This window comes from Streptomyces sp. NPDC005706 (assembly GCF_040631045.1).
Taxonomy (GTDB): domain Bacteria; phylum Actinomycetota; class Actinomycetes; order Streptomycetales; family Streptomycetaceae; genus Streptomyces.
In genome coordinates, this window is sequence record NZ_JBEXYS010000023.1 from 22,014 (window position 1) to 46,721 (window position 24,708).

Genomic DNA, 24,708 nt, shown 5'->3' on the forward strand with positions numbered 1-24,708 from the left:
CCCTCGTCGTGGCGGTCACCGTTCGGACAGCAGGCCGGTGAGGATCCGGTCCGGGGTGAGGGGGAGTTCGCGGAACCGGATGCCGGTGGCGTGGTGGACGGCGTTGCCGAGGGCGGCGGCGGTGCCGACGATGCCGATCTCGCCGATGCCCTTGCTGCCCATGGGGTTGAGGTGGGGGTCGTCCTCCTCGATCCAGTCGGCCTCGATACGGGGGACGTCGGCGTGGGCGGGCACGTGGTAGGAGGCGAGGTCGGCCTCGGTGAAGTCGCCGAACGGGGCGTCCATGGTGCTGCCCTCGGTCAGGGCCATGCCCAGGCCCATGGTCATGCCGCCGACGAACTGGGAGCGCGCGGTGCGGGCGTTCAGGATCCGCCCGGCGGCGAAGAGGCCGAGCATCCTGCGGGCCCGTACCTCGCCGGTGACGGTGTCGACGGCGACCTCGGCGAAGTGGGCGCCGAAGGCGTGCCGGGCGTACGGGGAGTCGGCGTCCGCCCGGCCCGCGGTGTCGGAGCGGGCGACGAGTCCGTCGGCGGGCAGCGGGCCCCGGTGCTCGGCGAGCCGGGTCGCCAGGGCGGCGCACGCCTCGTGCACGGCCCAGCCCCACGACGCGGTGCCGGAGGAGTCGCCGGCCAGCGACGCCGGGGGGAGGTCGCTGCGGCCCACCTCCGTGCGCACCCGGTCCAGGGGCGCGCCGAGCGCGTCGGCGGCGACCTGGGCGAGGACCGTACGGGCGCCGGTGCCGATATCGGCCGCGTTCACCCTGACGACGAAGGTGCCGTCGGGCAGGGCCTGGGCGGTGGCGGTGGACGGGCGGATCAGGACCGGGTAGGTCGCCGCGGCCACTCCGGTGCCGATGAGCAGTGGGCCCTCGGTCCGGGAGCGCGGGCGCGGGTCGCGCCGGTCCCAGCCGAAGCGGCGGGCGCCCTCGCGCAGGCACTCGGCGAGGTGCCGGCTGCTGAACGGCTTGCCGCTGCCGGGCTCCGCTTCCGGCTCGTTGCGGATCCGCAGCTCGACGGGGTCCACGCCGAGGGCGTCGGCGAGTTCGTCGACCGCCGACTCCAGGGCGTACATGCCGGGGGCCTCGCCGGGGGCGCGCATCCAGGACGGGCTGGGTACGTCCAGCGGCACCACGCGGTGGGAGCTGAGCAGGTTCGGGGCGGTGTACATGACGCGGGACGGCACCGCGGCCTGCTCCACGTACTCCCTGACGTGCGAGGTGTGCGTGGTGACCTCGTGCAGCACCGCGGTGAGGTGTCCCTCAGCGGTGGCGCCGAGGCGCAGCCGGTGCAGGGTGGGGGCGCGGTGGCCGACGACGGTGGGCATGTACCGGCGGGGGTAGGCCACCGTGACCGGCCGGCCCGTGTGCCGTGCGGCCATCGCGGCGAGGACGACGTCGGGCCGCGGGGTGCCCTTGGAGCCGAAGCCGCCGCCGACGTGCTCGGCCACCACGGTGACGTGCTCCTCGGGCAGGTTGAAGAGACCGGCGAGCACGGACTGGACGGTCGTGCTGCCCTGGCTGGAGGTGTGGACGGTCAGCCGGTCGCCGTCCCATTGCGCGGTGGTCGTGTGCGGTTCCATGGGGTGGTTGTGCAGGGGCGGCACCCGGTACTCGATGTCCAGGCGGACGTCGGCGGCGGCGAAGGCGCCGTACGGGTCGCCGTGTTCGAGGCGGCCTTTGGCCCCTTCGGGCTCGTAGGCGTCCGGGTGGTCGGGGCGGAGTACGACGTCGTGGTGCTCGGTGGCGTAGCCGACGCGGACGGCCCGGGCGGCGGCGCGGGCCGCCTCCAGGGTCTCGGCGACGGCCAGGGCGACGCACCAGCCCCGGTGCGGCACGTGCCGGTTCTGCAGGACCGCGAGGGTGGCGTCGTCCGTCTCGCCGAGGCGCGGAGCGTCGCCGGGGGTCAGCACGGCGAGGACGCCGGGCAGCACGAGGGCGGCCGAGGTGTCCACGCCGGTGACCCGGCCCCGGGCCACGGCGGCGGGCACGGGCCAGGCGTGGACGCGGCCGGGCACCGGGTACTCGGCGGCGTAACGGGCGTTCCCGGTGACCTTCTCCCGCCCTTCGCGCCGCCCGGCGGGCGCCCCGAGGGCGGTGCCGGTGCGCGGGGTGGGGTGGGGGTCCTGCTCCAGGGCGCCGGTACGGGGCTGCCGCTCCTCGCCGGCCTCGGCCGAGGCGGCGGAGGCGGTGCGGGTGAGGGGGTCGTCGTGCGGCAGACCCGTTCCGGAGAGCGCGTCGTCCCGGGCTGCTCCGGTGGCGGCCATCGGGTCGTGGTGCGGCAGCCCGGTCCCGGACAGCGGGTCGTCCCGGGCTGCTCCGGTGGCGGCCATCGGGTCGTCGTGCGGCAGCCCGGTCCCCGGCAGCGGGCCGCCGTGCTCCAGTGGGTCGTTCGCCATCGGGTTCTCCTGGGGTCGGCCGGGTCCGGAAGGGGTCAGGCCGTCGCGGGTGCGGGGGCGAGGCGGTTCAGGACGTCCAGGGCGAGGTTGCGGGCGAGGGGCACCTTGTAGGCGTTGTCGCGCAGCGGCTCGGCGCGCTCCAACTCCAGGGCCACGGCGCCCTCGAAGGCCTCGGGGGTCGCCGCCGCGCCCAGCAGGGCCGTCTCCGCGTGGTGGGCCCGCCAGGGCCGGTGGGCGAGGCCGCCGAAGGCGATCCCCACCTGGTCCACGACACCGTCGGCGACCCGCAGGACGACGGCCACGGAGGCCAGGGCGAAGGCGTAAGAGGCCCGGTCGCGGGCCTTGCGGTAGGCGGAGGGCACCCCGGCCCGGACGGCCGGGAGCAGCACGCCGGTGATCAGCTCGCCGGGGCGGATCTCGGTGTCCCGCTCCGGACGCACCCCGGGCAGCCGGTGGAAGTCGGCCACCGGGATGCTGCGCCCGCCCTCGGCGCCGTACAGCTCGACCCGGGCGTCGAGCGCGGCCAGGGCGACGGCCATGTCGGAGGGGTGGGTGGCGATGCAGTGCGAGGAGTGGCCGAGCACGGCGTGGTCGCGGTGGACGCCGTCGCGGGCACCGCAGCCGCTGCCCGGCTCCCGCTTGTTGCAGGGCTTGTCCAGGTCCTGGAAGTAGGGGCAGCGGGTGCGCTGGAGCAGGTTGCCGCCAGTGGTGGCGGCGTTGCGGAGCTGGCCGGAGGCGCCCGCGAGGAGTGCCTGGGACAGCACCGGGTAACGGTCGCGGACCAGCGGGTGGGCGGCGAGATCGCTGTTGCGGACGGTGGCGCCGACGCGCAGCGCGCCGTCCGGCAGTTCCTCCACCGAGTCCAGCGGCAGCCGGCCGACGTCGATGAGGACGCCGGGGGTCTCCACGCCCAGTTTCATGAGGTCGACGAGGTTGGTGCCGCCGGCGAGGTAGCGGGCGCCGGGGTGGGCCGCGTAGGCCTCGACGGCCTCCTGGACGCCGGTGGGCCTGAGGTATCCGAAGCCTTTCACCCGATCACGTCCTCCACCGCTTCGACGATGCGCGGATAGGCGCCGCACCGGCACAGGTTGCCGCTGAGCCGCTCGCGGATCTCGGTCCCGTCCAGCGGCACGGGCCGGCCGGAGGGCTCCGCCGGGTCGGTGACGTGCGAGGGGTGGCCGGCCGCGGCCTCGGCGATCATGCCCACGGCGGAGCAGATCTGCCCGGGCGTGCAGTAGCCGCACTGGAAGGCGTCGCGTTCGAGGAAGGCCCGCTGGAGGGGGTGCGGTTCCTCGCCGTCGCCGCCGAGGCCCTCGATGGTGGTGACCTCGCTGCCGTCGAGGGTGACGGCGAGCAGCAGGCAGCCGTTGACACGGCGCCCGTCCACCAGGACGGTGCAGGCGCCGCACTGGCCGTGGTCGCAGCCCTTCTTGGACCCGGTGAGGCCCAGGTCCTCGCGGAGCAGGTCCAGCAGGACCCGCCGGTGGTCGACGAGCAGGGTATGGGGTTTGCCGTTGACCCGGAGGGTGATCTCCGAGTGCGGGTCGAGCGGTTTTTCGCTGGTCATGGCAGGGAGGGCCTTCCGGACGGGCCGTGGTGTCCGTGCACACCGCGTATCCAGGCTGCGACGCCTCACACGTCCCGGCCACTCCAGGGCCCCCGCGGCCCCCGTCACCGGGCCGGTCGGCCGGTCCGGCGACGGGGGCGGGAAGGGCTTGGTCAGGGGTAGCTGACCAGGTCGGCGACGTTGCCGGGCCGGTTCGAGGGTCCTCCCGTGTCGTTGATGACGTGGCTGATGGTGCCGGTGCCGCCCAGGGAGACGGTCACCATGCTGGTGAAGCGGACGCCGGGGGTGTTCGGTGCCTCGATGGCGTGGGCCGCCGTGACGGCCGGGTCGGCGCTGAAGTAGCAGTAGCTGCCGAGGCCGTAGGCCTGGTGGCTGGTGACGGAGCCGGCGACCTTGTAGGTGGCGTAGCCCTGGGTGGAGCCGTTCATCCAGGCGGACTGGTTCGGCGGGTCGTAGGGCATCTCGTTCTGGAAGAAGTAGGTGCGGCCGCCGTTGCCGTTCCAGATGGTCTGGTACTTCTGGAAGTGCTCGACGAACAGTCCGTACATCGTCACGTCGTCGCCGTTGACGACGAGCCCGGTGTCGGCGGTGTTGCTGGTCCAGCCGACGCCGCTGCCGTGGTCGGCGCGCCAGATCCACATGTGGTCGCGGTCAGCAGGGATGCTGCGGCCGCGGTGACCAGCGCGGCCGCGGTGACCGGCGCGGCCGCGGTGGTGCCGCGGCGGCGGGCAGGGCGAGGCACGGGATCTCCTGGTGGACGGGGTCAGCCGGTGTAGCCGGCGAAGACGCGGGTGTAGTCCCAGGCGGACTGGGAGACGCCGGAGCAGCTGTCGGCGGGGCCGCCGGTGCACGGGCGGTCGCGGTTGGCGGACCAGAAGGTGAGCCGGGCCAGGTGGTGTGCCTGCGCGTAGGCCAGGATGGTCCGGAAGTCGTTCACCGTGACGGTCTCGTTGTTGTCGGTGACGCCGTTCATGGACGAGATGCCCATGTCCCGGTAGGCCTGGTCGTCGCTGTAGTGGTAGGCGTTCTTCAACGCGTTCTTCAGGCCTTCGGCGGCCCGCGTGGTGAGGTTGCCCATGTTCTGTCCGGCGCCGCCGAAGTCGAACGGCATGATCGCCCAGGCGTCGACGGTCAGTCCGGAGGAGGCGGCCCGGTTGATGAGGCTGGTGTCGGGGCCGCTCTGCCCGGTCCCGATGGTGATGTAGACCTTCAGCCCCGGATTGTTGGCCTTCACGGTCTTCAGGGCGTCCACGGTCCGCTGCTGCACGGTGCCGTTGCTGTAGGCGTCGGCCTCGAGGTCGATGTCGATCGCCTTCAGGCCGTAGGCGCTGACGACCTTCTGGTAGGCGGCGGCGAGTTCGCCCGCGCTCGAACAGGAGCTCTCCAGCTTGTTCCCGCTGTATCCACCGAAGGACGGGATGATGTCACCGCCGTTGGCCCGCACGGTGTTGACGGTCTGCTGGTCGACGCCGCCGTTCAGCGGACGGCTGCCGTCCCACTGGGGGTTGCAGTAACCGTTGCTGAGCACGAAGGCGAGAGTGAACCACTTCACGCCGGTGGCCTGGGTGATGGTGGTCGGGTTCGGCGGGCTGCCCCAGCCGTTGTAGAGGTACGGCGCCACGGCCATCGGGGCGGAGGTGCCGCCGCCGCTGTCCGCCGCGGGGGTGCTCCACTTCTGGTTGGCGCCGCCGCCGCAGCTCCATATCTGGACCCGGGTGCCGTTGGCCGGGTTGTTGCCGGTGACGTCCAGGCACTTGTCCGCCTGGGGGTTGACGATGTCGTGGGCCGCGCTGACGGTCCACTTCTGGTTGGCGCCGCCGGTACAGGACCACAGCTGTGCCTTGGCGCCGTCGGCGGTCGAGTTCCCGGTGACGTCCAGGCACTTGCCGAGGGCGCGTACGGTGCCGTCGCCGCCGACGGTCCACTGCTGGGCGGCGGTGCCGTTGCAGTCGTAGAGCTGGACGGGAGTGCCGTCGGCGGAGTTGGCTCCGGCGACGTCGAGGCACTTTCCGGCGAGGCCGGTGATGGTGCCGGTCGCGGCGTGGGCCGGGGAGGCGGTGAGCAGTCCGGTGGCGAGGGACAGGGCGGCGAGCGAGACGAGCGTGCGGACAGGTCTGGCCATGTGCGGGACGGCCTTTCGCGTGGGGGGGTGTCCGGAAACAGGCACAACACCGAAGTGGAACCTGGGAGTTGACTGGATCCGGAGTCTTTGTTTAAGGCGTGAAGTTAAAGGTCCGGACCACTGGCGTCAAGGGGGCGGGCACTGCCGCCGAGTGGAGACCGGCGATCTCGTCACGCCGTCGGCACGAGGCGCCACACTGAGGGCCGCCCGGGTGATTGTCATGCCGGCCGGTCCACCGGAAAAAGCGTCGCCCCGGCGAATCGGCATACTGACCCAATGCGGACGCAGCAGAAGATTCCCGCCTTGATCCACCAAACCTGGAAAGACACCGACGTACCCCCGGAATGGGAGGCGTGGGCCGATTCCTGGCGCCGGCACCATCCCGGCTGGGGGTACCGTTTGTGGACCGACGCGGACAATCGCGCGTTCCTCCAGGAGCACTATCCGTGGTTCCTGCCCGTCTACGACGGCTATCCAGAAGCGATCATGCGGGCCGACGCGATCCGCTATTTCCTGCTCGACCATTTCGGCGGGCTCTACGTCGACCTGGACTTCGAGTGCCTCAGCCCTGTCGGCGACATCCTTGACGGGCGCGAACTCGTCCTCGGCCGCGAACCCGAGGCACACACAAGGCTGCTGCTGGCCCGCCAACGCGGATTCGGCCGCATCGTGGGCAACGCCTTCATCGCCTCACGGCCGGGCCATCCCTTCTGGGCACAGGTCCACCGACACCTGGTGGGCTCCCACAAGTCGTCCAGCGCGCTGGACGCCACCGGCCCCTTCTTTCTCACCAGAGCGGTCGACAGTGCCCCGGATCCCACCTCGATCACGGTCCTCGATCCGGAGGTCCTCTACCCCGAGGTGAGTCCGTACGCGGCAGAACTGTTCGGCCCTCAGAAGGCCGACCACGAACGTGCCTACGCCGTGCACCACTGGTCCGGAAGCTGGGTGGCGGACACCCCCGCCGGCCCCCGGGCCTCCGTCGGCAAACGGTTCCCGTTCTGGACGAGCCAGGAGATGCACCCCCTCGCCGACGGCATGCTCAACCTTGACGCGCAGCGCCACCGCTGGGCCTCGGGCGCGCCCGCGCCGACGGTGTCATGCCTGATGGTGACCAAGGATCGCTCGTCGACGGCCCGTCGCGCGATCAGGTGCTTCCGCGCGCAGACCTACCCGAACCTGGAACTGGTCGTCGTCGAGGACGGCACGGACGACGCGCTCGAACAGCACATCCGCGAGCAGGGCGACCCACGCATCCGCCATCATCGACTCCCCCCGGAGGGGCGGCCGTTGGGCGAGCTGCGCAACGAAGCGGTGGACCGGGCCACCGGGCCCTACGTATGCCAGTGGGACGACGACGACCTGTATGACCCGGAGCGGGTCGAGACACAGATGGCGGCGATCCTCGCGCTGGGAACCGACGCCTGCTTCCTCGCCCGTGAACGGCTGTGGTGGCCCGCCCGGCGCAAGCTCGCGATCTCCTGCGCGCGCGTCTGGGAGGGGTCGATGGTGTGCGCCAAGGACCGACTGCCGCGCTACCCCGCGCTGCGCCGGGGTGAGGACACGCCGGTGGCGGAAGGGGTGGTCCGCGGCTGCCGGGTGGTGTCGGTCGACGCGCCCGAGCTGTACACCTACGTGTGTCACGGCGGCAACACGTTCGACGAGTCCCATTTCGCCGAGCACTTCGACGTGGCGACCGAGATCTGGGCCGAACCCGGCGCCTACGCCGAGCGGTTGCAGGCCATGGCGGCACGGTTGCCGATCGAGCCGAAGGACATCGCCCACGCCGAGACGGGCCCCGCCGCCACCCCGGCCCGCGCCCCGGGACCGCGGACGGCCGTGGAGCCGGCCCCGGTCCCGGCGAGCGAGCGGCCACGGGTGCTGGTGCTCACCCCCGTCAAGGACGCGGCGGCATTCCTGCCCCGCTACTTGGAGAACCTTCGCGCCCTGGACTACCCGCGCGAGGCGATCTCCCTGGGTCTGCTGGAGGGGGACAGCAGGGACACGACGCGAGAACTGCTGCAACGGGCCCTGCCCGGCCTCGAGTCGGAGTACCGGCGGGTCACCCTGGCGCACCGCGACTTCGGCCTGCAGCTGGAGGGCCCCCGTTGGGAGACGGGCGTGCAGCGCCGACGCCGGTCGGTGCTGGCCAGGGCCCGCAACCATCTGCTCTCCCGGGCACTTGCCGACGAGGAGTGGGTGCTGTGGCTCGACGTCGACGTCACCGACTGCCCGGCCGATCTGATTCAGCGCCTCCTCGGAGCGCGCAAGGACATCGTCGTCCCGCACTGTGCCACCACGGCGGGCGGACCCACCTACGATCTCAACACGTTCGTCCTGCACCGCAGGGCCGGCACGCTCAACTGGGATCAATGGCTGCGCGACGGCATCCTGCAGCCCCCCAGAGGGTTCGGCCGGACCTACCTCGACGAGCTGCGCGGACAGGGGCTGGTCCGCGTCGACTCCGTGGGCGGCACGGCCCTGCTGGTTCGCGCCGATCTCCACCGTGACGGCCTGGCCTTCCCGTGCTTCCCGTACCAGCACCTCATCGAGACCGAGGGCCTGGCCGCGATGGCCCGGGACATGGGCACCGCCTGCTGGGCCCTGCCGGATCTCGAAGTGCTCCATCCGCACCAGGTCCCGGACCCGGCGGGCGTCGACCACACCCTCGTCATGACTGACTTGGAGTAATCATTTTGACGCGGAAAGTAAGCAAATCCTACGGTGGCGCCACTGCCCCGGTCGCGGAACGTACCGGCCTCGCAGGGCAGCTCCCCACCCTCGAAAGAGAGCCCCCACCATGAAAGCCCGAGTCATATCCTCACTGGCCCTTCCCGCCGCACTGGCGACCGCCGGACTGCTGAACGGCGCGGAGGCGGCCTACGCCACGGCCCTCGCTTCGGACTCGCTCGCCACGTCGGCGACACACGGGCAAGCGGAGCACGCGAAAGGCGACGCCGCCGTCCTCTCCGGCTCCGAGCACCCCTGCACGCCCATCGGCAACATGACCATCACCGACTACGTCCACTGCTGCACACCCATCGGCAACATGACCATCACCGGCTACCACCACTGCTGCGCGCCCGTCGCCAACCTCACATTCTGCGACTACGGGCACCACGGGCACCAGTACCCCTTCGACATCTACCACCTCCAGGGCTAGGGGCGACGACGGCGCTCCGCCGACAGCGGTGATCCGGCGGGTCCACAGCGACACCGGCCTTCCCACAGGGCCGGAGGGGGGGGCCGCCGGCCACCCGGCGACGCGCGATCCCGGCCACCCACCACCGATCGGGGCCTCTTCGGCCCGCTCCCGCCGCCCCGCCCTTCCCCCTTCCCGTTCTCGTCCCGAAGCGAAAGACGGCGCATGCCCGAGAGATCCGCTCCCGTGGTTTCGGTGGTCATCCCGTGCCACGACTACGCCCGCTATCTGCCCGACGCGGTGTCCAGCGTCCTTGCCCAGACGTTCGAGGACTGGGAACTGGTCGTCGTGGACGACGGCAGCACCGACGACACCGCCGAAGTGACCGAGGGCCTGATCGCCCGTAACCCCGACCGGCGCATCAGACTGCTCCGACAAGCCAATGCCGGGGTCTCCGCCGCGCGCAACACCGGAATCGAGGCCGCCGCCGGCCGCTACATCCTCCCCCTGGACGCCGACGACATGATCGCGCCCACGATGCTGGAGAAGACCGTCGCGGTGCTCGACGGCGACCGCGAGATCGCCATCGTTTCCACCGACGTGTTCACCTTCACCGACGACGATCTGCCCCCGCAGGTGATGCCTCTCCCCGCCTACAGCAGAGAACTGCTGCTCCAGCGACTGATCATGTTCTACTGCTCGCTCTACCGCCGTGAGGCGTGGCAGACCGTGGGCGGGTACGACGAGAACATGCGCGCCGGCGAGGACTGGGACTTCTGGATCGGCTGTGCCGAACACGGCTTCGACGCGCACCACATCCACGAGCCGCTGTTCGGGGCGCGCAACAAGGACACCGGACTGCACCTGGAAGCCGCCGAGAACGATCTGGCCATCCGGGCCCGGATCGTGGCCAACCACCCGGACCTGTTCAAGCCGATCACCCGCGGCTGGGCACACGCCGTGCTGAGCCAGGACGCGGGAGCCTGCCTGCGGGACGGGAACGTGCCCGACGACATCCTCACCCGGGCCGCCGAGATGGACCAGTTCCTCACCGCGGTCATGGCCCTGCAGCGGACCACGCGGGTGCAGTACTACCACATCCAGCGCCTGGAGAAGGCGCTGGCCGCTCACAGCGGAGCCGCCGGCCCGTCCACCGGGCGAAGGGAAGCGGCGCCGACGGCATCCGCCGTGTGACGAAGGTGCGGGGAAGCGGGGCTAGGCCGATGTGACCTCGGCCGGTCCCGGCATCCCCGTCACAGCGGCCGGGCCCGTCGCAGCCGTCGGCGTCGGCGCCTCGGTGTGTCCGTCCCGCCGGGCGAACTGGGTGCGGTGCAGCTCGGCGTACCGCCCGTCCGCCGCGAGCAGCTCCCCGTGCGTGCCCCGCTCCACGATCCGGCCGGCCTCCACGACCAGGATCTGGTCGGCGGCCCGCACGGTGGACAGCCGGTGGGCGATCACCACGGCGGTACGGCCCTCCAGGGCCTCGGTGAGGGCCTCCTGCACGGCCGCCTCCGAGGTGTTGTCCAGGTGGGCGGTGGCCTCGTCGAGGATGACCACGCGCTGGCGGGCCAGCAGCAGCCGGGCGATGGTCATGCGCTGGCGTTCGCCGCCGGAGAGCCGGTAGCCGCGCTCGCCGACGACCGTGTCGAGTCCGTCCGGCAGGGAGCGCACGACCTCGGCGAGGCGGGCGCGGCCCAGCGCGTCCCACAGTTCCCCGTCCGTGGCGGCCGGACGGGCGAGCAGCAGGTTGGCGCGGACGGTGTCGTGGAAGAGATGGCCGTCCTGGGTGACCATGCCCAGGGTGGCCCGCAGCGAGGCGGCGCTCAGGTCGCGTACCTCGGCCCCGCCGATCCGCACGGCACCGGAGTCCACGTCGTACAGGCGCGGCAGCAACTGCGCGATGGTGGACTTGCCGGCGCCGGAGGAGCCGACGAGGGCGACGGTCTGGCCGGGTTCGGCGCGGAAGGAGATGCCGTGCAGCACCTCGGTGCCGCCGCGGGTGTCCAGGGCGGCGACCTCCTCCAGGGAGGCGAGCGAGACCTGGTCGGCGGACGGGTAGGCGAAGCGGACGTCGTCGAACTCGACCGCGACCGGCCCCTCCGGCACCTCGGCGGCGTCCGGCTTCTCGTCGATGAGCGGCTTCAGGTCGAGCACCTCGAAGACCCGCTCGAAGCTGACCAGGGCGGACATCACCTCGACGCGTGCCCCGGCGAGCGCGGTGAGCGGGGCGTAGAGCCGGGTGAGCAGCAGGGCGAGGGAGACGACCGCGCCGGCCTCCAGGGTGCCGCGCAGCGCGAACCAGCCGCCGAGGCCGTAGACGAGGGCAAGGGCGAGGGCGGAGACCAGGGTGAGGCTGGTGATGAACACCGACTGGGCCGTGGCCGTGCGCACCCCGATGTCACGCACCCGGCGGGCGCGGGCCGCGAACTCCGCCGACTCCTCCTCCGGGCGGCCGAACAGCTTGACCAGGGTGGCGCCGGGCGCGGAGAAGCGCTCGGTCATCCGGGTGCCCATGGCCGCGTTGAGGGCCGCGGCCTCCCGCTGCATCCGGGCCATGCGGCTGCCCATGCGGTGGGCGGGCAGCACGAACACCGGCAGCAGCAGCAGCGCGAGCAGCGTGATCTGCCAGGACAGGGTGAGCATCACCGCGAGGGTGAGCAGCAGGGTGACGAGATTGGTCACCACGCCCGAGAGGGTGTTGGCGAACGCCCGCTGGGCACCGATCACGTCGTTGTTGAGACGACTGACGAGTGCTCCCGTACGGGTACGTGTGAAGAACGCGACGGGCATGCGCTGCACATGATCGAACACAGCCGTGCGCAGGTCGAGGATGAGGCCCTCCCCGAGCGTCGACGACAGGCGCCGGCCGACGACGCCCAGTCCCGCCTCCGCGAGCGCGACCAGCGCGATGAGCAGGGAGAGCCGTACGACGGTCCCGGAGTCGTGGCCCGCCACGATCGCGTCGACGACGTGGCCGGCCAGCACCGGGGTGGCCACGGCCAGCAGTGCCGTCACCACCCCGAGGAGTACGAAGCGGATGATGCCCGCGCGGTGCGGGCGGGCGAAGGCGGCGATACGGCGCAGCGTGGCGCGGGCGAAGGGGCGGCGCTCGGCCTGTGCGTTCATGACGCTGTGCAACTGCGTCCAGGCGGTGGTCTCCATGCTCATAAAAGAGAACGTAGGACCTCAAGCGTCGTTGAGGTCAATGTCCGCGCCTCCTCGTTTCCGCCGGCCTCTCCGCGTCCGGAGGATTCCGTGACTCCTTCCGCTCATCCGCTGCCCGTCCGTAAGCCGCCGTCCGCGCCCGCGCCATCCGCCGTTGGCGCGGCGCGGAGAACCTCTTCCGGTGTGACAGCGCTCCGATTCCCCGACGTCCCCCCGGGACGCCTCCCCCGGCGCTTCCCGGTCCGGCACGCCCTGTGCGCGGTGCCGCTCGTGCTGGTCTCCGTGGCCGTGGTGCGGCACCGCTCGGTGCTGGCCGAGGGCTTCGGCCAGTTGCGCACCGCCTCCTGGCCGTGGCTGCTTGCGGCGGCCGCCGCGACCTGCCTGACCTGGGTGGCGGCCGCGTTCACCCGGCAGGGCGCGGTGGTGCAGCCGCTGCCGAAGCGGCGGCTGCTGGCCACCCAGTTCGCGGCGGGCGCGGCCAACCATCTGCTGCCCACCGGGCTCGGCGCGAGCGCGGTGAACCTGCGCTTCATGACCGTGTGCGGGGTACCGCCGGCCCGCTCCTCGGCGGCGCTGGCCCTGTATCTGCTGGCGGAGAGCGTGGGCCGGCTCGGTCTGCTGGCCGCGCTGTTGATCGCCTTCCCCGGCGCGCTGCGGCCGGGCACGCTGCTGTCCGCCGGTTCCGCGCTGCCGCTGCTGTCCGGCGCGGGTGCGCTGGTGCTGCTGGCGGCGGCCGCGCTGGCCCTCGTACGGCGGCTGCGCACGGCCGTGTGCGCGTTCCTGCGGGAGGCCCTGGGCGAGGCGCGGTCGGTGCACACGCGTCCGGCCCGGGCGCTGGCCCTGTGGGGCGGCTCGCTGGCGTTCCCGGCCTGCCAGGCGGCCGGTCTCGCCGCGGTGGGCCGGGCGCTGGAGCTGCCGGTGCCGCCGGCGCACATGGCGCTCGCGTATCTCGCGGCGACGGTCGCGGTGGCACTGGTGCCGACACCGGGCGGGATCGGCTCGGTGGAGGCGGCGCTGATCGTGGCGCTGGTCGCGGCGGGCGGCCCGGCCGCGGTGGCCACCGCGGTGGTGCTGGCCTACCGGGTCATCACCGTGTGGGTGCCGCTGGTGCCGGGGGCGCTGACGCTGGGGGCGCTGGTGCGGCTGAAGGTCATCTGAGGCAGAGTGGCCCTTCGAGCCGCCGCCCCCCCGAAGAGGAGCACCGCCGTGCCGGTCCGCGTGGAGCGCAGGGAACACGTCACCACGGTCGTGCTGTCCCGGCCGGAGGCCCGCAACGCGGTCGACGGCCCGACGGCCGCCGAACTCGCCGACGCGTTCCGGGCGTTCGAGTCCGACGACGACGCGCGGGTGGCGGTTCTGTGGGGTGAGGGGGGCACGTTCTGCGCGGGCGCCGACCTCAAGGCGGTCGGCACGGAGCGGGGCAACCGGGTCGCGGAGGACGGCGACGGGCCGATGGGGCCGACCCGGATGCGGCTGACGAAGCCGGTGATCGCCGCCGTCGCGGGGCACGCCGTCGCGGGCGGCCTCGAACTGGCCCTGTGGTGCGATCTCCGGGTCGCCGAGGAGGACGCCGTCTTCGGGGTGTTCTGCCGCCGCTGGGGTGTTCCGCTGATCGACGGCGGCACGGTACGGCTCCCCCGGCTGATCGGCACCAGCAGGGCCATGGACATGATCCTGACCGGCCGCCCGGTCCCGGCCCCCGAGGCCTACGACATCGGCCTCGCCAACCGTGTGGTGCCGACCGGCCGCGCCCGCGCCGAGGCCGAGGAACTGGCGGCCACCATCGCCCGCTTCCCGCAGGCGTGCCTGCGCGGGGACCGGGCCTCGGTTCTGGACCAGGACGGCCTGTCCGAGGAGACGGCGATGCGCGGTGAACTCCGGTACGGCGTCGCCGTGCTGGCGGAGGGCCTCGAGGGCGCGGCGAGGTTCGCGGGAGGTGCGGGGCGGCACGGGTCCTTCACGGAGCTGTGAGGACATCCGGGTTCACGGACGGCGGGACCGGCCGGCCCCGTCAGGTGCCCGGCCAGGGCGCCCCCGCCAGCCAGTGCAGCACCGCGCCGGCCGTCGCCGTCCCGTCGCTCGTGGCGGCCGCGGCGCGCTGCCCCGGGTGGTGCAGGCCGCCGGCGGCGAAGACACCGGGGCGTGAGGTGTACGGGCTCGCGTGCAGCCGGATGCCGGCGGTCCGGGCGAGTTCGTTCTCGGCCACGAAGTCGCCGGTGAAGACGATCGTGTCGCAGGGCAGGACCGCCGTACGGCCGTCGCGGTGGCGCAGGCGGACACCGGACAGGCGTCCGTGGCCGAGGAGTTCGGTGACCGTGGTGCGGGTGAGGAGGGGGATGCGGCGGCCCAGGCGTGCGGACTGGGCACGTACGGGCGGTACCTGGGCACGGTCCTGTTCGGTGACCAGGGCGGCGACCGTGGCACCGGCCGCCCGCAGGGTGCCGGCCGCGGCGTACGAGACGTACTCGGCGCCGACCACCACCGCACGGGTGCCGATCGACTGCCCGAACAGGTGCACGGCCTGCTGGAGTTCGCCCGTCGTGTAGACACCGGCGGGCCGGGTGCCGGGGACCAGCCGGGCCGCGCGGGGGCGTTCCCGGGCGCCGGTGGCGAGGACTACGGCTCGTGCCCTCACCGTCTCCAGCCCGCCGGGGCCGACTGCCGTGAGGACCGGTCCGGGCCGGTCGCCGGAGCCGTCGGCCGCGCCCGTCCGGGCGGCACCGGCCGGACCCGGAACACCGGGCGCGCCCGCTGAAGCCGCGCTCCGGACCCCCGGGGCACCGGCTTCGCCGGCTGCCCTGGCGCCGTCGGCCACCGGGCCGTCGACGACGCCCGCCGATGCCGCGCCCCCGCCCGCCGGGCCGCCGGCCGGCCGCGCCGCCACCGCGCCGGCAGGCCCGCGGCCGTCCACCGCGCCCGTCCCGCCTGGTGTCGCCGGAAGCGGTGTCCCGGCGTCCGCCCACTCCAGAACCGTCACCCCCGTGCGCACCACGGCGCCCGCGCTCACGGCGGCCTCGGTGAGGAGCCGGGCGTATTCGGGGCCGGTCAGCGGACGTGTCCAGGTACCGAAGCCCGCGTGCGCGCAGTGACGGGTCGCTCCCCCGGGCCGTTGCTCCCGCTCGAACACCTCCACCCGGCCGGCGCCGGCGGCGGCCAGGCGGGCCGCGGCGGCGAGCCCGGCGGGACCGGCGCCGACGACGAGGACGTCGACGGAGCGCACCGGCGGGTTCGCGGTCACGGGCGCGCCTCCTCGAACAGTTCCCGTACCGCCGCCCCGCAGTGGAAGCCCTGGCAGCGGCCCGCCCGGGCCCGGGTACGGCGGCGCAGGCCCTCCAGGGTGCGCGGCGGGATCGTACTGGCGAGGGCATCGCGGATCTCGCCGCGGGAGACCCGTTCGCAGTGGCAGACGAGCATGCCGTACTCCGGGTCGGCCGCGATCAGTTCGGGCCGCAGGCAGGGGCGCGGGGAGGTCTCGCCGATGCCGGGCATCCGTACCGGCTCCGGTTCGCGCTCCGGGCCGAGGTCGAGCCCGGCGCCGGCCAGCAGGCCGACGACGTGGGCGGCGATGGCCATGGAGGCGGTGAGGCCGGTGGAGCGGATGCCGCCGACGGTGACGTACGCCTGCCCTGCATGGGCGGTGATCCGGTAGTCGTCGTGTTCGGTGGCGGCGCGGAGCCCGGCGTAGACGGCGGTGACCTCCTCGTCGAGCAGCGCGGGGAGGATGCGGCGGCCCTTCTCCCGCAGCAGGGCGAGGCCCTCCGCGGTGGACTGGGTGGCCCGCTTGTCGTCCAGGTCCTCGGCGGTGGGGCCGAGCAGGACGTTGCCGTGCACGGTCGGCGCGATCAGGACGCCCTTGCCGAGAGCGGTCGGGACGGGGAGGAGGATGTGCCGGACCAGGGGGCGGGCGAACCGGTTGTGGACGATGAGCTGGCCGCGGCGCGGGGTGACGGTGAAGTCGTCGTGACCGAGCGTCCGGTCGAGGGTGTCGGCGTGCAGTCCGGCCGCGTTGACCAGGTGCCTGGCGCGCAGGGTGCCCCGGGATGTGGTCAGCAGATGGATGCCGTCGCGCCGGTCGGACCGGGCGACCCGGGTGTTCAGGTGCAGGTGGACGCCGGCGCGGACCGCCTGGGTGGCGTAGGCGAGGGTCGTCGTCCAGGGGCAGATGATGCTCTCGCCGGGCACGTGCAGCGCGCCGAGCGCGCCGGGACCGAGGTGCGGTTCGCGGGCGTGGACCTCGTCGGCGCCGAGGAGCCGGGTGTCGGGGCAGCCGTTGCGCGCGGCCTTCTCGGCGAGCCGGGGCAGGGTGGCGAGCTGTTCCTCGTCCCAGGCGACGAGCAGGGCCCCGGTCCGTTCGACGGGGATGCCGGACTCGGCGGCGTAGGCGGCCAGCCGCCGGGAGCCCTCGCGGACCAGCGTGGCCTCCAGGGAGCCCGGGGTGGCGTCGAAACCGGTGTGCAGGATGGCGGTGTTGGCCTTGGAGGTGCCCTGGCCGACGTCGTCCTGGGCCTCGGCCAGGGCGACGCGCAGCCCGGGGTGGCGGGCGAGTTCGCGGGCGATGGCGCAGCCGACGACCCCGGCACCGACGACCGCGACGTCGTACGGCTGCCCGGGCAGCGGCCCCTCGGCGGTGACCGTCATGAGCGGAGCAGCGCGGCGACCGCGGTACGGAATCCGGCCAGGCGTTCGGCGGCCAGGTCGGCCGGGATGCGGGGCTCGTACACGGCGGCCGGCTTCCAGTCGGGAAGGACGTCGGTCACGCTCAGCGCGGGGTCCGCGCCGAGCCGGGCCAGGGCGGCGGCGCCGAGCGCGGTGGCGTCGGGCAGGGCGGAGACCTCGACGGGGAGCTGCAGCAGGTCGGCCTGGGTCTGCATGAGCAGGGCGGAGCGGGTCAGGCCGCCGTCGACGCGCAGTGTGTCCAAGGGGGTGCCGAGGTCGGTGGCGGCCGCCCGGGCCAGCTCGCTGACCTGGGCCGCCAGGCCCTCGCACAGGGCGCGCACCAGGTGTCCGGGGCCGGTGTCCAGGCCGAGCCCGGTCAGCGAGCCGCGCAGGTCGCCGCGCCACCAGGGAGCGGCGAGCCCGGCGAGGGCGGGGACGAAGGTGACGCCGCCGCTGTCGGGGACGGCGCCGCCGACCGGGTCGAGGTCGGCGGCCGAGGAGATGACGCCGAGGTCGGTGAGCCAGCGTACGGCGGAGGCGGCCGTGTACACCTGCCCGTCGAGGCAGTAGCCGGTGTCGCCGGCGAGCCGCCAGGCGACGCAGCTCACCAGGCCGGAGTCGCCGCGCCGGGGTGTGCCGCCGGTGTGCGCGAGCAGGAACGCGCCGGTGCCGTAGGTGCACTTGACGCCGCCGGGTCCGGTGACGCGCTGGGCGAGCAGGGCGGCCTGCTGGTCGACGATCAGACCGGTGACGGGGATCTCGGGCCCGAAGGCCCGTGTCGTGCCCACGGCTTGCGCGTTGTCGGTGATCTCCGGCAGCCGTTCGCCGAGCAGTCCGTACGCCTCCAGCGCCCGTGCCGACCAGTGGGCGCCGTCGAGGTCCAGGAGCTGGGTGCGGCCCGCGGTGGCCGCGTCGGTGACGAAGGCGCCGGTGAGCCGGTGCACCAGCCAGGCGTCGGAGGTGGTGACGACGCCCTCGCGGGTGAGGTGGCGGCGGATCCAGGCCATCTTGGGCGCCGCGAAGTACGGGTCGAGGGGCAGCCCGGTGAGCTGGCGCAACTCGTCCGCCTGGTGCGTCAGTTCGGCGCACACGGTCTCGGCGCGCCGGTCCTGCCAGACGAGGGCGCCGGTCAGCGGGCGGCCGGTCGCGGGGTCCCAGGCGAGCACGGTCTCGCCCTGGTTGGCCAGGCCCATCGCCACGACTTCCTCGCCCGCCTCGGCCAGCGCGGCCCGGCCGGCCTCCAGCACGGAGGCGTACAGCGCGCCGGGGTCCACCTCGACCCGTCCGCCGGGCAGATGGCGGGGCCGCACGGCGGCGAAACCTGTGCCCAGGACGCCGCGTTCGGGGCAGACCACCAGCGCCTTGGTGCCGGACGTGCCCTGGTCGACGGCGAGCACCGGCCCCGTCATCGCATCCTCCCGCGCGTTCGTCCGGCCCTTCGAAGATCGGCGCGAACAGCCTGCCGCCGGGCGGCATCCGGCGTCAAGCGCGTCCGGCCGGTGATCAACTACGCATTGGAGAAGTTGAGTTGACATCGATGGCACGGCGCAAACGACACCCCTATAGTGACCGCCGACCCCGTACGTGACCTCCAACCACCGCTCCGAGGAGGGCTGTTGTCAGCGCACCGCGTCACCCTGCCCGTCCGCCCGCGGACCGGAGCGGGTGGCTGATGGCCAGAGAGGGCGCCCGCCCCTCCTACGATCCCGCCGGTCACGACGGTGCCCTGCGCGGCGCCCTGCAGGATCTGCGCACCGGCCGCTGGATGGCGATGCGCACGCTGCTCGCGGACACCACGACCTGGTGGCAGTGGACGCAGCGCACCCAGATCCTCGCGGCCGCGGCGGCCGGCACCGACGTGGTGCGGGCCTGGCTCGCGGAGGAGCCGCGCAGCGTGCCGGCCGCGGTGATGCACGCCCGGGTCGGCGTGGAGCGGGCCCTGCGGGCGCACCGCGAACGGCACCTGCGGGCGCACGAGTTGTGGATCGAGGCCTGGGACGCCGCACAGTCCGCCGCCCAGGCCGCCCCGGAGGACCCCGTGCCCTGGGTGTGCCTGCTGGCACTGGCCCAGCTCGACCCGGAGCAGCGCTGGCCGGAGCACCGGACGCCGCCGCCGGAACCCCTGCTGCCGCCGGGCCCCTGGGGACTGCTCGACGAGGCCGGCAAGCGCGACCCGCACAACCGCGAGGCGCACCACCGCATGCTGCAGTTCCTGTACGCCACCGCCGCCTCCGGCCGGCTCGCCGAGGCCGCCCGGTACACCCGGTGGGCCGCCGCCCAGGCGCCGCCCGGCTCCGCCCCGCACGTGCTGCCGCTGTACGTCCGGGTCGAGCGCTACCGGCGGGCCGCCGGCCACGACGCCGCGCTCGACCTGCACTGGGTCGCCGAGGACGCCACCCGTGAGGCGACCCGGGCGCTGCGTTCCTGGTTCGAGCACGCGCCCCGGCCCGAACGCTCCCTGCTGGACCTCAACCACCTGGCCCACGCGCTGTGGGGCGCCCAGCGGTTCGCCGAGGCGGGCCGGGTGTTCGACGCGATCGGCCCGTACTTCACGCCGCCGCCCTGGATGTACCGCGCCCCGGACCGCGGCCCCGCGGTGGAGGTGTTCCTGCGGGCCAGGGACCGCTGCCGCGCGGCCGAGGAGGATCCCGGCTCCCGCCCCTGACGCTCCCCCCTCGTTTCCCCCCTCCCGGAGGTTCCCGCATGTCCCCCGCGCCCGATCCGTCGCCCTCCCCCGCCCGGCCGCAGCACGACGAGGAACAGCGGCTGCGTGAACTCGGCTACCGCCCCGTGCTGGCCCGCCGCATGGGCGGCTTCGGCAACTTCGCGATCAGCTTCTCGGTGATCTCGATCCTGTCCGGCTGCATGACCCTGTACGGCTTCGGCCTCGGCACCGGCGGGCCGGCCGTGATGCTGTGGGGCTGGGCGGGCGTCGGCCTGTTCGTGCTCTGCGTCGGCCTGGCGCTCGCCGAGGTCACCAGCGCCTACCCGACCTCCGGCGCCCTGTACTACATGGCCGACCGGCTCGGCGGCCGCCGCTGGGGGTGGTACACGGGCTGGCTGAACCTGCTGGGCCTGCTCGGCGCGATCGCCGGCATCGACTACGGGGCCGCCCTGTTCACCGGGGCGTTCGCCAGCCTCCAGTGGGGCTTCGAGCCGACGCCCGGCAAGACGATGCTGATCTTCTGCGCCATTCTGCTGCTGCACGCCGTGCTGAACCTGTTCGGCGTCCGCCTGGTGAGCCTGCTCAACTCGGTCAGCGTGTGGTGGCACCTGGCCGGTGTCGCGGTCATCGTCGGCGCGCTGGCGATCGTCCCGGACCACCACCAGTCGCCGTCCTTCGTGTTCACCACGTTCGTGAACGACACCGGGTGGTCGAGCCCGCTGTACGTGGCGGCGATCGGCCTGCTGCTCGCCCAGTACACGTTCTGCGGCTACGACGCCTCCGCGCACCTGTCGGAGGAGACCTCCAACGCCTCGGTGTCGGCGGCGAAGGGCATCGTACGGTCCATCTGGGTGTCGTGGATCGCGGGCTTCGTCCTCCTCGCCGGACTGACCTTCGCCATCCAGGACTACGACGCCACGCGTGCCACGGACACCGGGGTGCCGCCCGCGCAGATCCTGCTCGACGGCCTCGGCACCGGCGGGGCGAGCGTGCTGCTGCTCGTCGTCATCGTCGCCCAGTTGTTCTGCGGGAACGCCGAGGTGGCCGCGGCCAGCCGGATGGTGTTCGCGTTCAGCCGGGACGGCGCCCTGCCGGGCTCGCACCTGTGGCGCAAGGTCAGCAGCCGTACCCAGACGCCGGTCGCGGCGGTCTGGCTGTCGGTGATCGTCGCCGGTGTGCTTGCCCTGCCGTCCCTGTACTCGGCGACGGCGTACGGCGCGGTCACCGCCATCAACGTCATCGGCATCACCCCGGCCTACGCCATCCCCGTTCTGCTGCGGCTGCGCGCCGGCGACCGGTTCCGGCCGGGTCCGTGGCACCTGGGCCGGTGGAGCAGGCCGGTCGGCTGGATCGCGGTGGTCTGGGTGGCCTGTGTGACGGTGCTGTTCTGCCTGCCGCAGTCCTCGCCGGTGACCGTCGACACGATGAACTACGCGGCCGTGGCCCTGGTGGTCGTGCTGGTGCTGGCCAGCATCTGGTGGTACGTCGCCCGCCGTTCGTACGGCACGCCCACCACCGCGGCCTACGGTGACGACCGCGATCAGGCCGAACTCGCGGAGGGCATCGTCTGATCCGCGCCGTCCCGGTGCGAACCGGGCTGCCGGATACGGCAGGATGAACGATCGCGCCGCCCGCCGACGACGTCGGTGGCCGGCGCGATCGCACATGTACGGACATCGAGCAGGTGACAACGTGACGAGACTTCACTCCAGGCCCCGCGCCGCCCTTTCACGCCCCGGAGGTGACCGGTGAACCGTGCTCTGACCCTGCACGACCTGGTCCTCGCCGGCATCGCCGTGGCCGCGGGGCTGCTGCTGGCCTTCCTGTCCCGCACGGTGCTGCGCTGGCTGGGCAAGCACGCGAAGCGGACCCGCTGGAGCGGTGACGACGTCATCGTGGACGCGCTGCGCTCCGTCGTCCCCTGGGCGGCGATCGCGGGCGGCGCGGCGGCGGCCGCCGCGGTACTGCCACTGACCCGGACCGTCCAGCACCACACCGACCAGTTCCTCGAGGTGTGGCTGATCCTCGTGGTGACGGTGTCCGCGGCCCGGGTGATCGCGGGCCTGGTGCGGTCGGTGACGCAGTCCCGCTCGGGCGTGGCCGGTTCGGCCACCATCTTCGTGAACATCACCCGGGTGCTGGTGCTGGCGATCGGCTTCCTGGTGGTGCTGCAGACGCTCGGCGTGTCCATCGCGCCCCTGCTCACCGCCCTGGGCGTCGGCGGTCTGGCCGTCGCGCTGGCCCTGCAGGACACCCTCGCCAACCTCTTCGCGGGCGTCCACATCCTCGCCTCCAAGACCGTGCAGCCGGGCGACTACATCCGGCTCAGCAGCGGCGAGGAGGGCTACGTGGTGGACATCAACTGGCGCCAGACGACGGTCCGCCAGCTCTCCAACAACCTGGTTGTCATCCCCAACGGCCAGCTCGCCAAGACCAACATGACCAACTACACGCGCCCCGAGCAGCAGTTGACGATCCTGGTGCAGGTGGGCGTGAGCTACGACAGCGACCTGGACCACGTCGAGCGCGTCACCCACGAGGTCATCGCCGAGACGATGACCGGGATCACCGGCGCCGTCCCCGACCACGAGCCCGCGATCCGCTTCCACACCTTCGGCGACTCCCGCATCGGCTTCACGGTGATCCTCGGCGTGGGCGAGTTCAGCGACCAGTACCGCATCAAGCACGAGTTCATCAAGAGCCTGCACCGCCGCTACCGCGAGGAGGGCATCCGCATCCCGTCCCCGACCCGGACGGTTGCCCTGCAGCAGGGCGCGGTGGTGATACCGCAGCAGCGCGGCGCGGAGGAGCCGGCGACGATCCCGGCCGACTAGAACCCGAGGGTGGCGGTCGGCATACCCTCGAAGGGCCATGACCTCTCCGCCGCCGGACCCGGCCGCCCGCTCCCTCGACGAACGGCTCGACGCGATCGCGCGTCAGCCGTTCCGGGCCAGGTTCCGGCTGCGCGGGCGGGAGCTGGCCCTCGCCGGGCAGAAGGGGCCGGCGACGATCCGGTGGCATGCCTACGACCTGATCGCCCAGCGGCTGGCCCCGGCCCGGCCGCACAAGGACGGCAGGCAGACGCCGTACCGGGGGCATCCGGTGTTCGTGGCACAGCACGCCACCGCGACCTGCTGCCGGAGCTGTCTGCAGCGCTGGCACGGCATTCCCCGGGGACGGGAGCTGAGTCGCGCCGAGCACGTGTACGTCGTGGACGTGATCTGCCGGTGGATCGAGCGCGAGGTGGCGGGCGGCGCCGGGCCGGACGCCGCCCGCCACGGCTGATCAGAGCGTGGCCGAGTTCTCGTGCCAGTGGCCGCCGCGCTTGCTGTGCGGGGCCGCGAAGGAGGAGGCGACCGGGTTCACCGTCCAGTCCGGGTGGCCGGGCATCCGCGGGGTCTTCGTCCCGTAGAGCCAGTCGCGCAGGAAGCCGGACTGGTCCTGCCCGGAGACCTCGGAGGCGACGTCGATGTAGTCGGCGGTGGTCGCCGAGCGGTCGCGGTAGCGCTCCAGGAAGGTGCGCTCGACCGTGTTGAACACCTGCTCGCCGACGAGCTCGCGGAAGGCGTACAGGACCAGGACGCCGCCCAGGTAGCGCTGACTGTCGAAGAGGTTGGCCTCGTTCGGGGAGGCCACCGGGCCGGAGTCGTGGCGCCACTGGTCGCCGCGGGCGTAGGTGTCCTTCATCCGGGCTTCCATGGTGGTCAGGCCGAGGGAGTCGGCCCAGCCGCGCTCGTAGCGGTAGAGCAGCCCGTAGAAGTCCGCGTGGCCCTCGTTCAGCCACAGGTCGGCCCAGGTGGCGGGGCTGACCAGGTTGCCGAACCAGGAGTGGACCAGCTCGTGCATCATGTGCGAGCCGATGCTCTTCTCCGGCTGGAGCAGGAAGTTCGGCTTGTACAGGGTGAGGGTCTGCGTCTCCAGGCCGGTGAAGTCGAAGGCCTTCGGATCGTCGGAGTTGCACGGCAGCAGGCCGTACGTCTCGAACGGGTAGGCGCCCAGCCGGTCCTCCAGCCAGGTCACCAGACCGGGGGTGAGGGCGAGGGCCGGTTCCAGGGCGGCGGCACGGGCGGCGGGCACCACGTCGCGCAGCGGCAGGCCGTGCGGGCCCTGGCGGTCCTTGATCACGTAGTCGCCGACGGTGATCTGCACGAGTTCGGTGGCCATCGGGGAGGCCGAGCGGTACGAGTACGCCGTGCGGTCGCCGCTCAGCGTCTCGGTGCCGGTGAGCAGGCCGTTCGCCACCGCGCGCAGGCCGCTCGGGACCGTGAGGCGGAAGGTGAGGTCCGCCTTGTCCGAGGGGTGGTCGTTGCACGGGAAGACGGTGTGCGCGGAGTTCGGCTGCGGGCAGGTCGCGAAGCCGTCGGGGGTGGGCACCCAGGCGGTGTGGGCGAGGGCGCGGCGCGGGTCGGCGGAGTAGGCGACGGTCACGGTGGCCCGCGCGCCCGGCGGCAGGGCCTTGGCGGGCGTGATCCGCAGCTTCTCGTCCACCTGGGCGAAGGCGGCGGTGGCGCCGTTGACGCACACGGTGCGTATGTCGAGGCCGAGGGCGTCCAGCGAGAAGCGGCTGAGCGGGCGGTCGGCGCGTATCTTCAGCGTGGCGGTCGCGTCGACCGTCTTCGCCGTGGCGTCCCAGGCCAGGTCCAGGTGGTAGGACGAGACGCGGTAGCCCTGGTTGCCGAGGGCGGGGAAGACGGGGTCGCCGAGGGTCTCGGGGCCGGGGGCGGCCGCCGTGCGCGGCGCCCTGTGCGCTGCCGCGCCCGGGCCCGAGGGGCGCGCCTGGGCCGGGGAGCCCGTCGTCAGAGCCGCGGCCGTGCCGATCAGGGCGGCCGCCGGGGCCGTCACTCTGGTGCGATATCTCATGGTCCGCTTTCGGTCGGGCGGCCGGGTGGTCGGTCCGGGCGCCGGTCGTGAGCGATCACGCGTGGTCAGTGGTGATCGCTTGTCATGACCACAAGAAGGCGGGATCGGTTGCACCGGGGCGGCACGAATTTCCGGCC

General features: G+C 73.3%; 18 protein-coding genes and 2 pseudogenes. 9 read left to right on the plus strand and 11 right to left on the minus strand.

Annotation, left to right across the window (positions count from 1 at the left end; all coding sequences use genetic code 11):
- Window positions 1-15: 15 nt before the first annotated feature.
- From ABZ478_RS28355 to ABZ478_RS28375, 5 genes and pseudogenes are all read right to left on the minus strand, one after another.
- On the minus strand, window positions 16-2,394 hold the full coding sequence (locus tag ABZ478_RS28355) for a xanthine dehydrogenase family protein molybdopterin-binding subunit (RefSeq protein ID WP_359553580.1): 2,379 nt from the start codon (window positions 2,392-2,394) through the stop codon (window positions 16-18).
- Window positions 2,395-2,429: 35 nt separating this feature from the next.
- Entirely contained in the window at window positions 2,430-3,425 is a 996-nt protein-coding gene (locus ABZ478_RS28360; RefSeq protein WP_359553582.1) for a xanthine dehydrogenase family protein subunit M, read from the minus strand.
- Window positions 3,422-3,961, minus strand: a complete 540-nt coding sequence (locus ABZ478_RS28365) for a 2Fe-2S iron-sulfur cluster-binding protein (RefSeq protein WP_359553583.1) — start codon at window positions 3,959-3,961, stop codon at window positions 3,422-3,424. Before ABZ478_RS28365 ends, ABZ478_RS28360 begins: the two co-directional genes overlap by 4 nt.
- Before the next feature lie 152 nt (window positions 3,962-4,113).
- Window positions 4,114-4,608: pseudogene (locus ABZ478_RS28370) on the minus strand (coagulation factor 5/8 type domain-containing protein); the annotation flags it as partial.
- Between the two features lie 116 nt (window positions 4,609-4,724).
- A complete protein-coding gene (locus ABZ478_RS28375) occupies window positions 4,725-6,083 on the minus strand; it encodes a lectin (protein ID WP_359553585.1) in 1,359 nt (452 codons plus the stop codon).
- A 276-nt stretch (window positions 6,084-6,359) separates the two neighbouring features.
- Here ABZ478_RS28375 and ABZ478_RS28380 point away from each other — a divergent pair, with 276 nt between their 5' ends.
- From ABZ478_RS28380 to ABZ478_RS28390, 3 genes are all read left to right on the plus strand, one after another.
- Window positions 6,360-8,774 (plus strand): glycosyltransferase, encoded by a 2,415-nt coding sequence (locus ABZ478_RS28380; RefSeq protein ID WP_359553586.1) that lies wholly within the window; start codon window positions 6,360-6,362, stop codon window positions 8,772-8,774.
- A gap of 109 nt (window positions 8,775-8,883) precedes the next feature.
- A complete protein-coding gene (locus ABZ478_RS28385; RefSeq protein ID WP_359553587.1) occupies window positions 8,884-9,246 on the plus strand; it encodes a hypothetical protein in 363 nt (120 codons plus the stop codon).
- Window positions 9,247-9,450: 204 nt separating this feature from the next.
- Entirely contained in the window at window positions 9,451-10,419 is a 969-nt protein-coding gene (locus ABZ478_RS28390) for a glycosyltransferase family A protein (protein WP_359553589.1), read from the plus strand.
- Window positions 10,420-10,440: 21 nt separating this feature from the next.
- On the opposite strand, the gene ABZ478_RS28395 is transcribed toward ABZ478_RS28390, so the two are convergent.
- Complete coding sequence (locus ABZ478_RS28395) at window positions 10,441-12,387, minus strand: ABC transporter ATP-binding protein (protein ID WP_359553719.1); 1,947 nt, start codon at window positions 12,385-12,387, stop codon at window positions 10,441-10,443.
- Between the two features lie 186 nt (window positions 12,388-12,573).
- Here ABZ478_RS28395 and ABZ478_RS28400 point away from each other — a divergent pair, with 186 nt between their 5' ends.
- Together ABZ478_RS28400 and ABZ478_RS28405 are read left to right on the plus strand one after the other, a co-directional pair.
- Window positions 12,574-13,548, plus strand: coding sequence for a lysylphosphatidylglycerol synthase domain-containing protein (locus ABZ478_RS28400; protein WP_359553591.1), 975 nt, complete (start codon window positions 12,574-12,576; stop codon window positions 13,546-13,548).
- 48 nt (window positions 13,549-13,596) lie between these two features.
- Window positions 13,597-14,361 carry a crotonase/enoyl-CoA hydratase family protein gene (locus tag ABZ478_RS28405; RefSeq protein WP_359553592.1) on the plus strand — a complete coding sequence of 255 codons (765 nt, stop codon included), beginning with the start codon at window positions 13,597-13,599 and terminating at the stop codon, window positions 14,359-14,361.
- A 40-nt stretch (window positions 14,362-14,401) separates the two neighbouring features.
- Here the strand turns inward: ABZ478_RS28405 and ABZ478_RS28410 are convergent, their stop codons facing one another.
- The 4 genes and pseudogenes from ABZ478_RS28410 to ABZ478_RS28425 form a co-directional block, all read right to left on the minus strand.
- A complete protein-coding gene (locus tag ABZ478_RS28410) occupies window positions 14,402-15,301 on the minus strand; it encodes an FAD-dependent oxidoreductase (protein WP_359553721.1) in 900 nt (299 codons plus the stop codon).
- A 147-nt stretch (window positions 15,302-15,448) separates the two neighbouring features.
- A pseudogene (locus tag ABZ478_RS28415) lies at window positions 15,449-15,628 on the minus strand (FAD-dependent oxidoreductase); the annotation flags it as partial.
- A complete protein-coding gene (locus tag ABZ478_RS28420; RefSeq protein WP_359553593.1) occupies window positions 15,625-17,028 on the minus strand; it encodes an FAD-dependent oxidoreductase in 1,404 nt (467 codons plus the stop codon). The gene ABZ478_RS28420 and the pseudogene ABZ478_RS28415, both read right to left, overlap by 4 nt.
- Window positions 17,025-18,455, minus strand: coding sequence for an FGGY family carbohydrate kinase (locus ABZ478_RS28425; protein WP_359553595.1), 1,431 nt, complete (start codon window positions 18,453-18,455; stop codon window positions 17,025-17,027). The genes ABZ478_RS28420 and ABZ478_RS28425 overlap by 4 nt, the downstream gene beginning before the upstream one ends.
- Before the next feature lie 263 nt (window positions 18,456-18,718).
- Here ABZ478_RS28425 and ABZ478_RS28430 point away from each other — a divergent pair, with 263 nt between their 5' ends.
- The 4 genes from ABZ478_RS28430 to ABZ478_RS28445 all read left to right on the plus strand — a co-directional run bounded on the left by ABZ478_RS28430 (window position 18,719) and on the right by ABZ478_RS28445 (window position 22,996).
- On the plus strand, window positions 18,719-19,711 hold the full coding sequence (locus ABZ478_RS28430) for a hypothetical protein (protein ID WP_359553597.1): 993 nt from the start codon (window positions 18,719-18,721) through the stop codon (window positions 19,709-19,711).
- A 38-nt stretch (window positions 19,712-19,749) separates the two neighbouring features.
- The gene (locus ABZ478_RS28435; RefSeq protein ID WP_359553599.1) at window positions 19,750-21,282 is read left to right on the plus strand and encodes an amino acid permease; all 1,533 of its coding nucleotides are present in this window, start codon (window positions 19,750-19,752) and stop codon (window positions 21,280-21,282) included.
- Window positions 21,283-21,459: 177 nt separating this feature from the next.
- Window positions 21,460-22,545 (plus strand): mechanosensitive ion channel family protein, encoded by a 1,086-nt coding sequence (locus ABZ478_RS28440; RefSeq protein WP_359553601.1) that lies wholly within the window; start codon window positions 21,460-21,462, stop codon window positions 22,543-22,545.
- 37 nt (window positions 22,546-22,582) lie between these two features.
- The gene (locus ABZ478_RS28445; protein ID WP_359553603.1) at window positions 22,583-22,996 is read left to right on the plus strand and encodes a DUF4186 domain-containing protein; all 414 of its coding nucleotides are present in this window, start codon (window positions 22,583-22,585) and stop codon (window positions 22,994-22,996) included.
- On the opposite strand, the gene ABZ478_RS28450 is transcribed toward ABZ478_RS28445, so the two are convergent.
- The gene (locus ABZ478_RS28450) at window positions 22,997-24,571 is read right to left on the minus strand and encodes a M1 family metallopeptidase (RefSeq protein ID WP_359553604.1); all 1,575 of its coding nucleotides are present in this window, start codon (window positions 24,569-24,571) and stop codon (window positions 22,997-22,999) included.
- Window positions 24,572-24,708 lie beyond the last annotated feature (137 nt).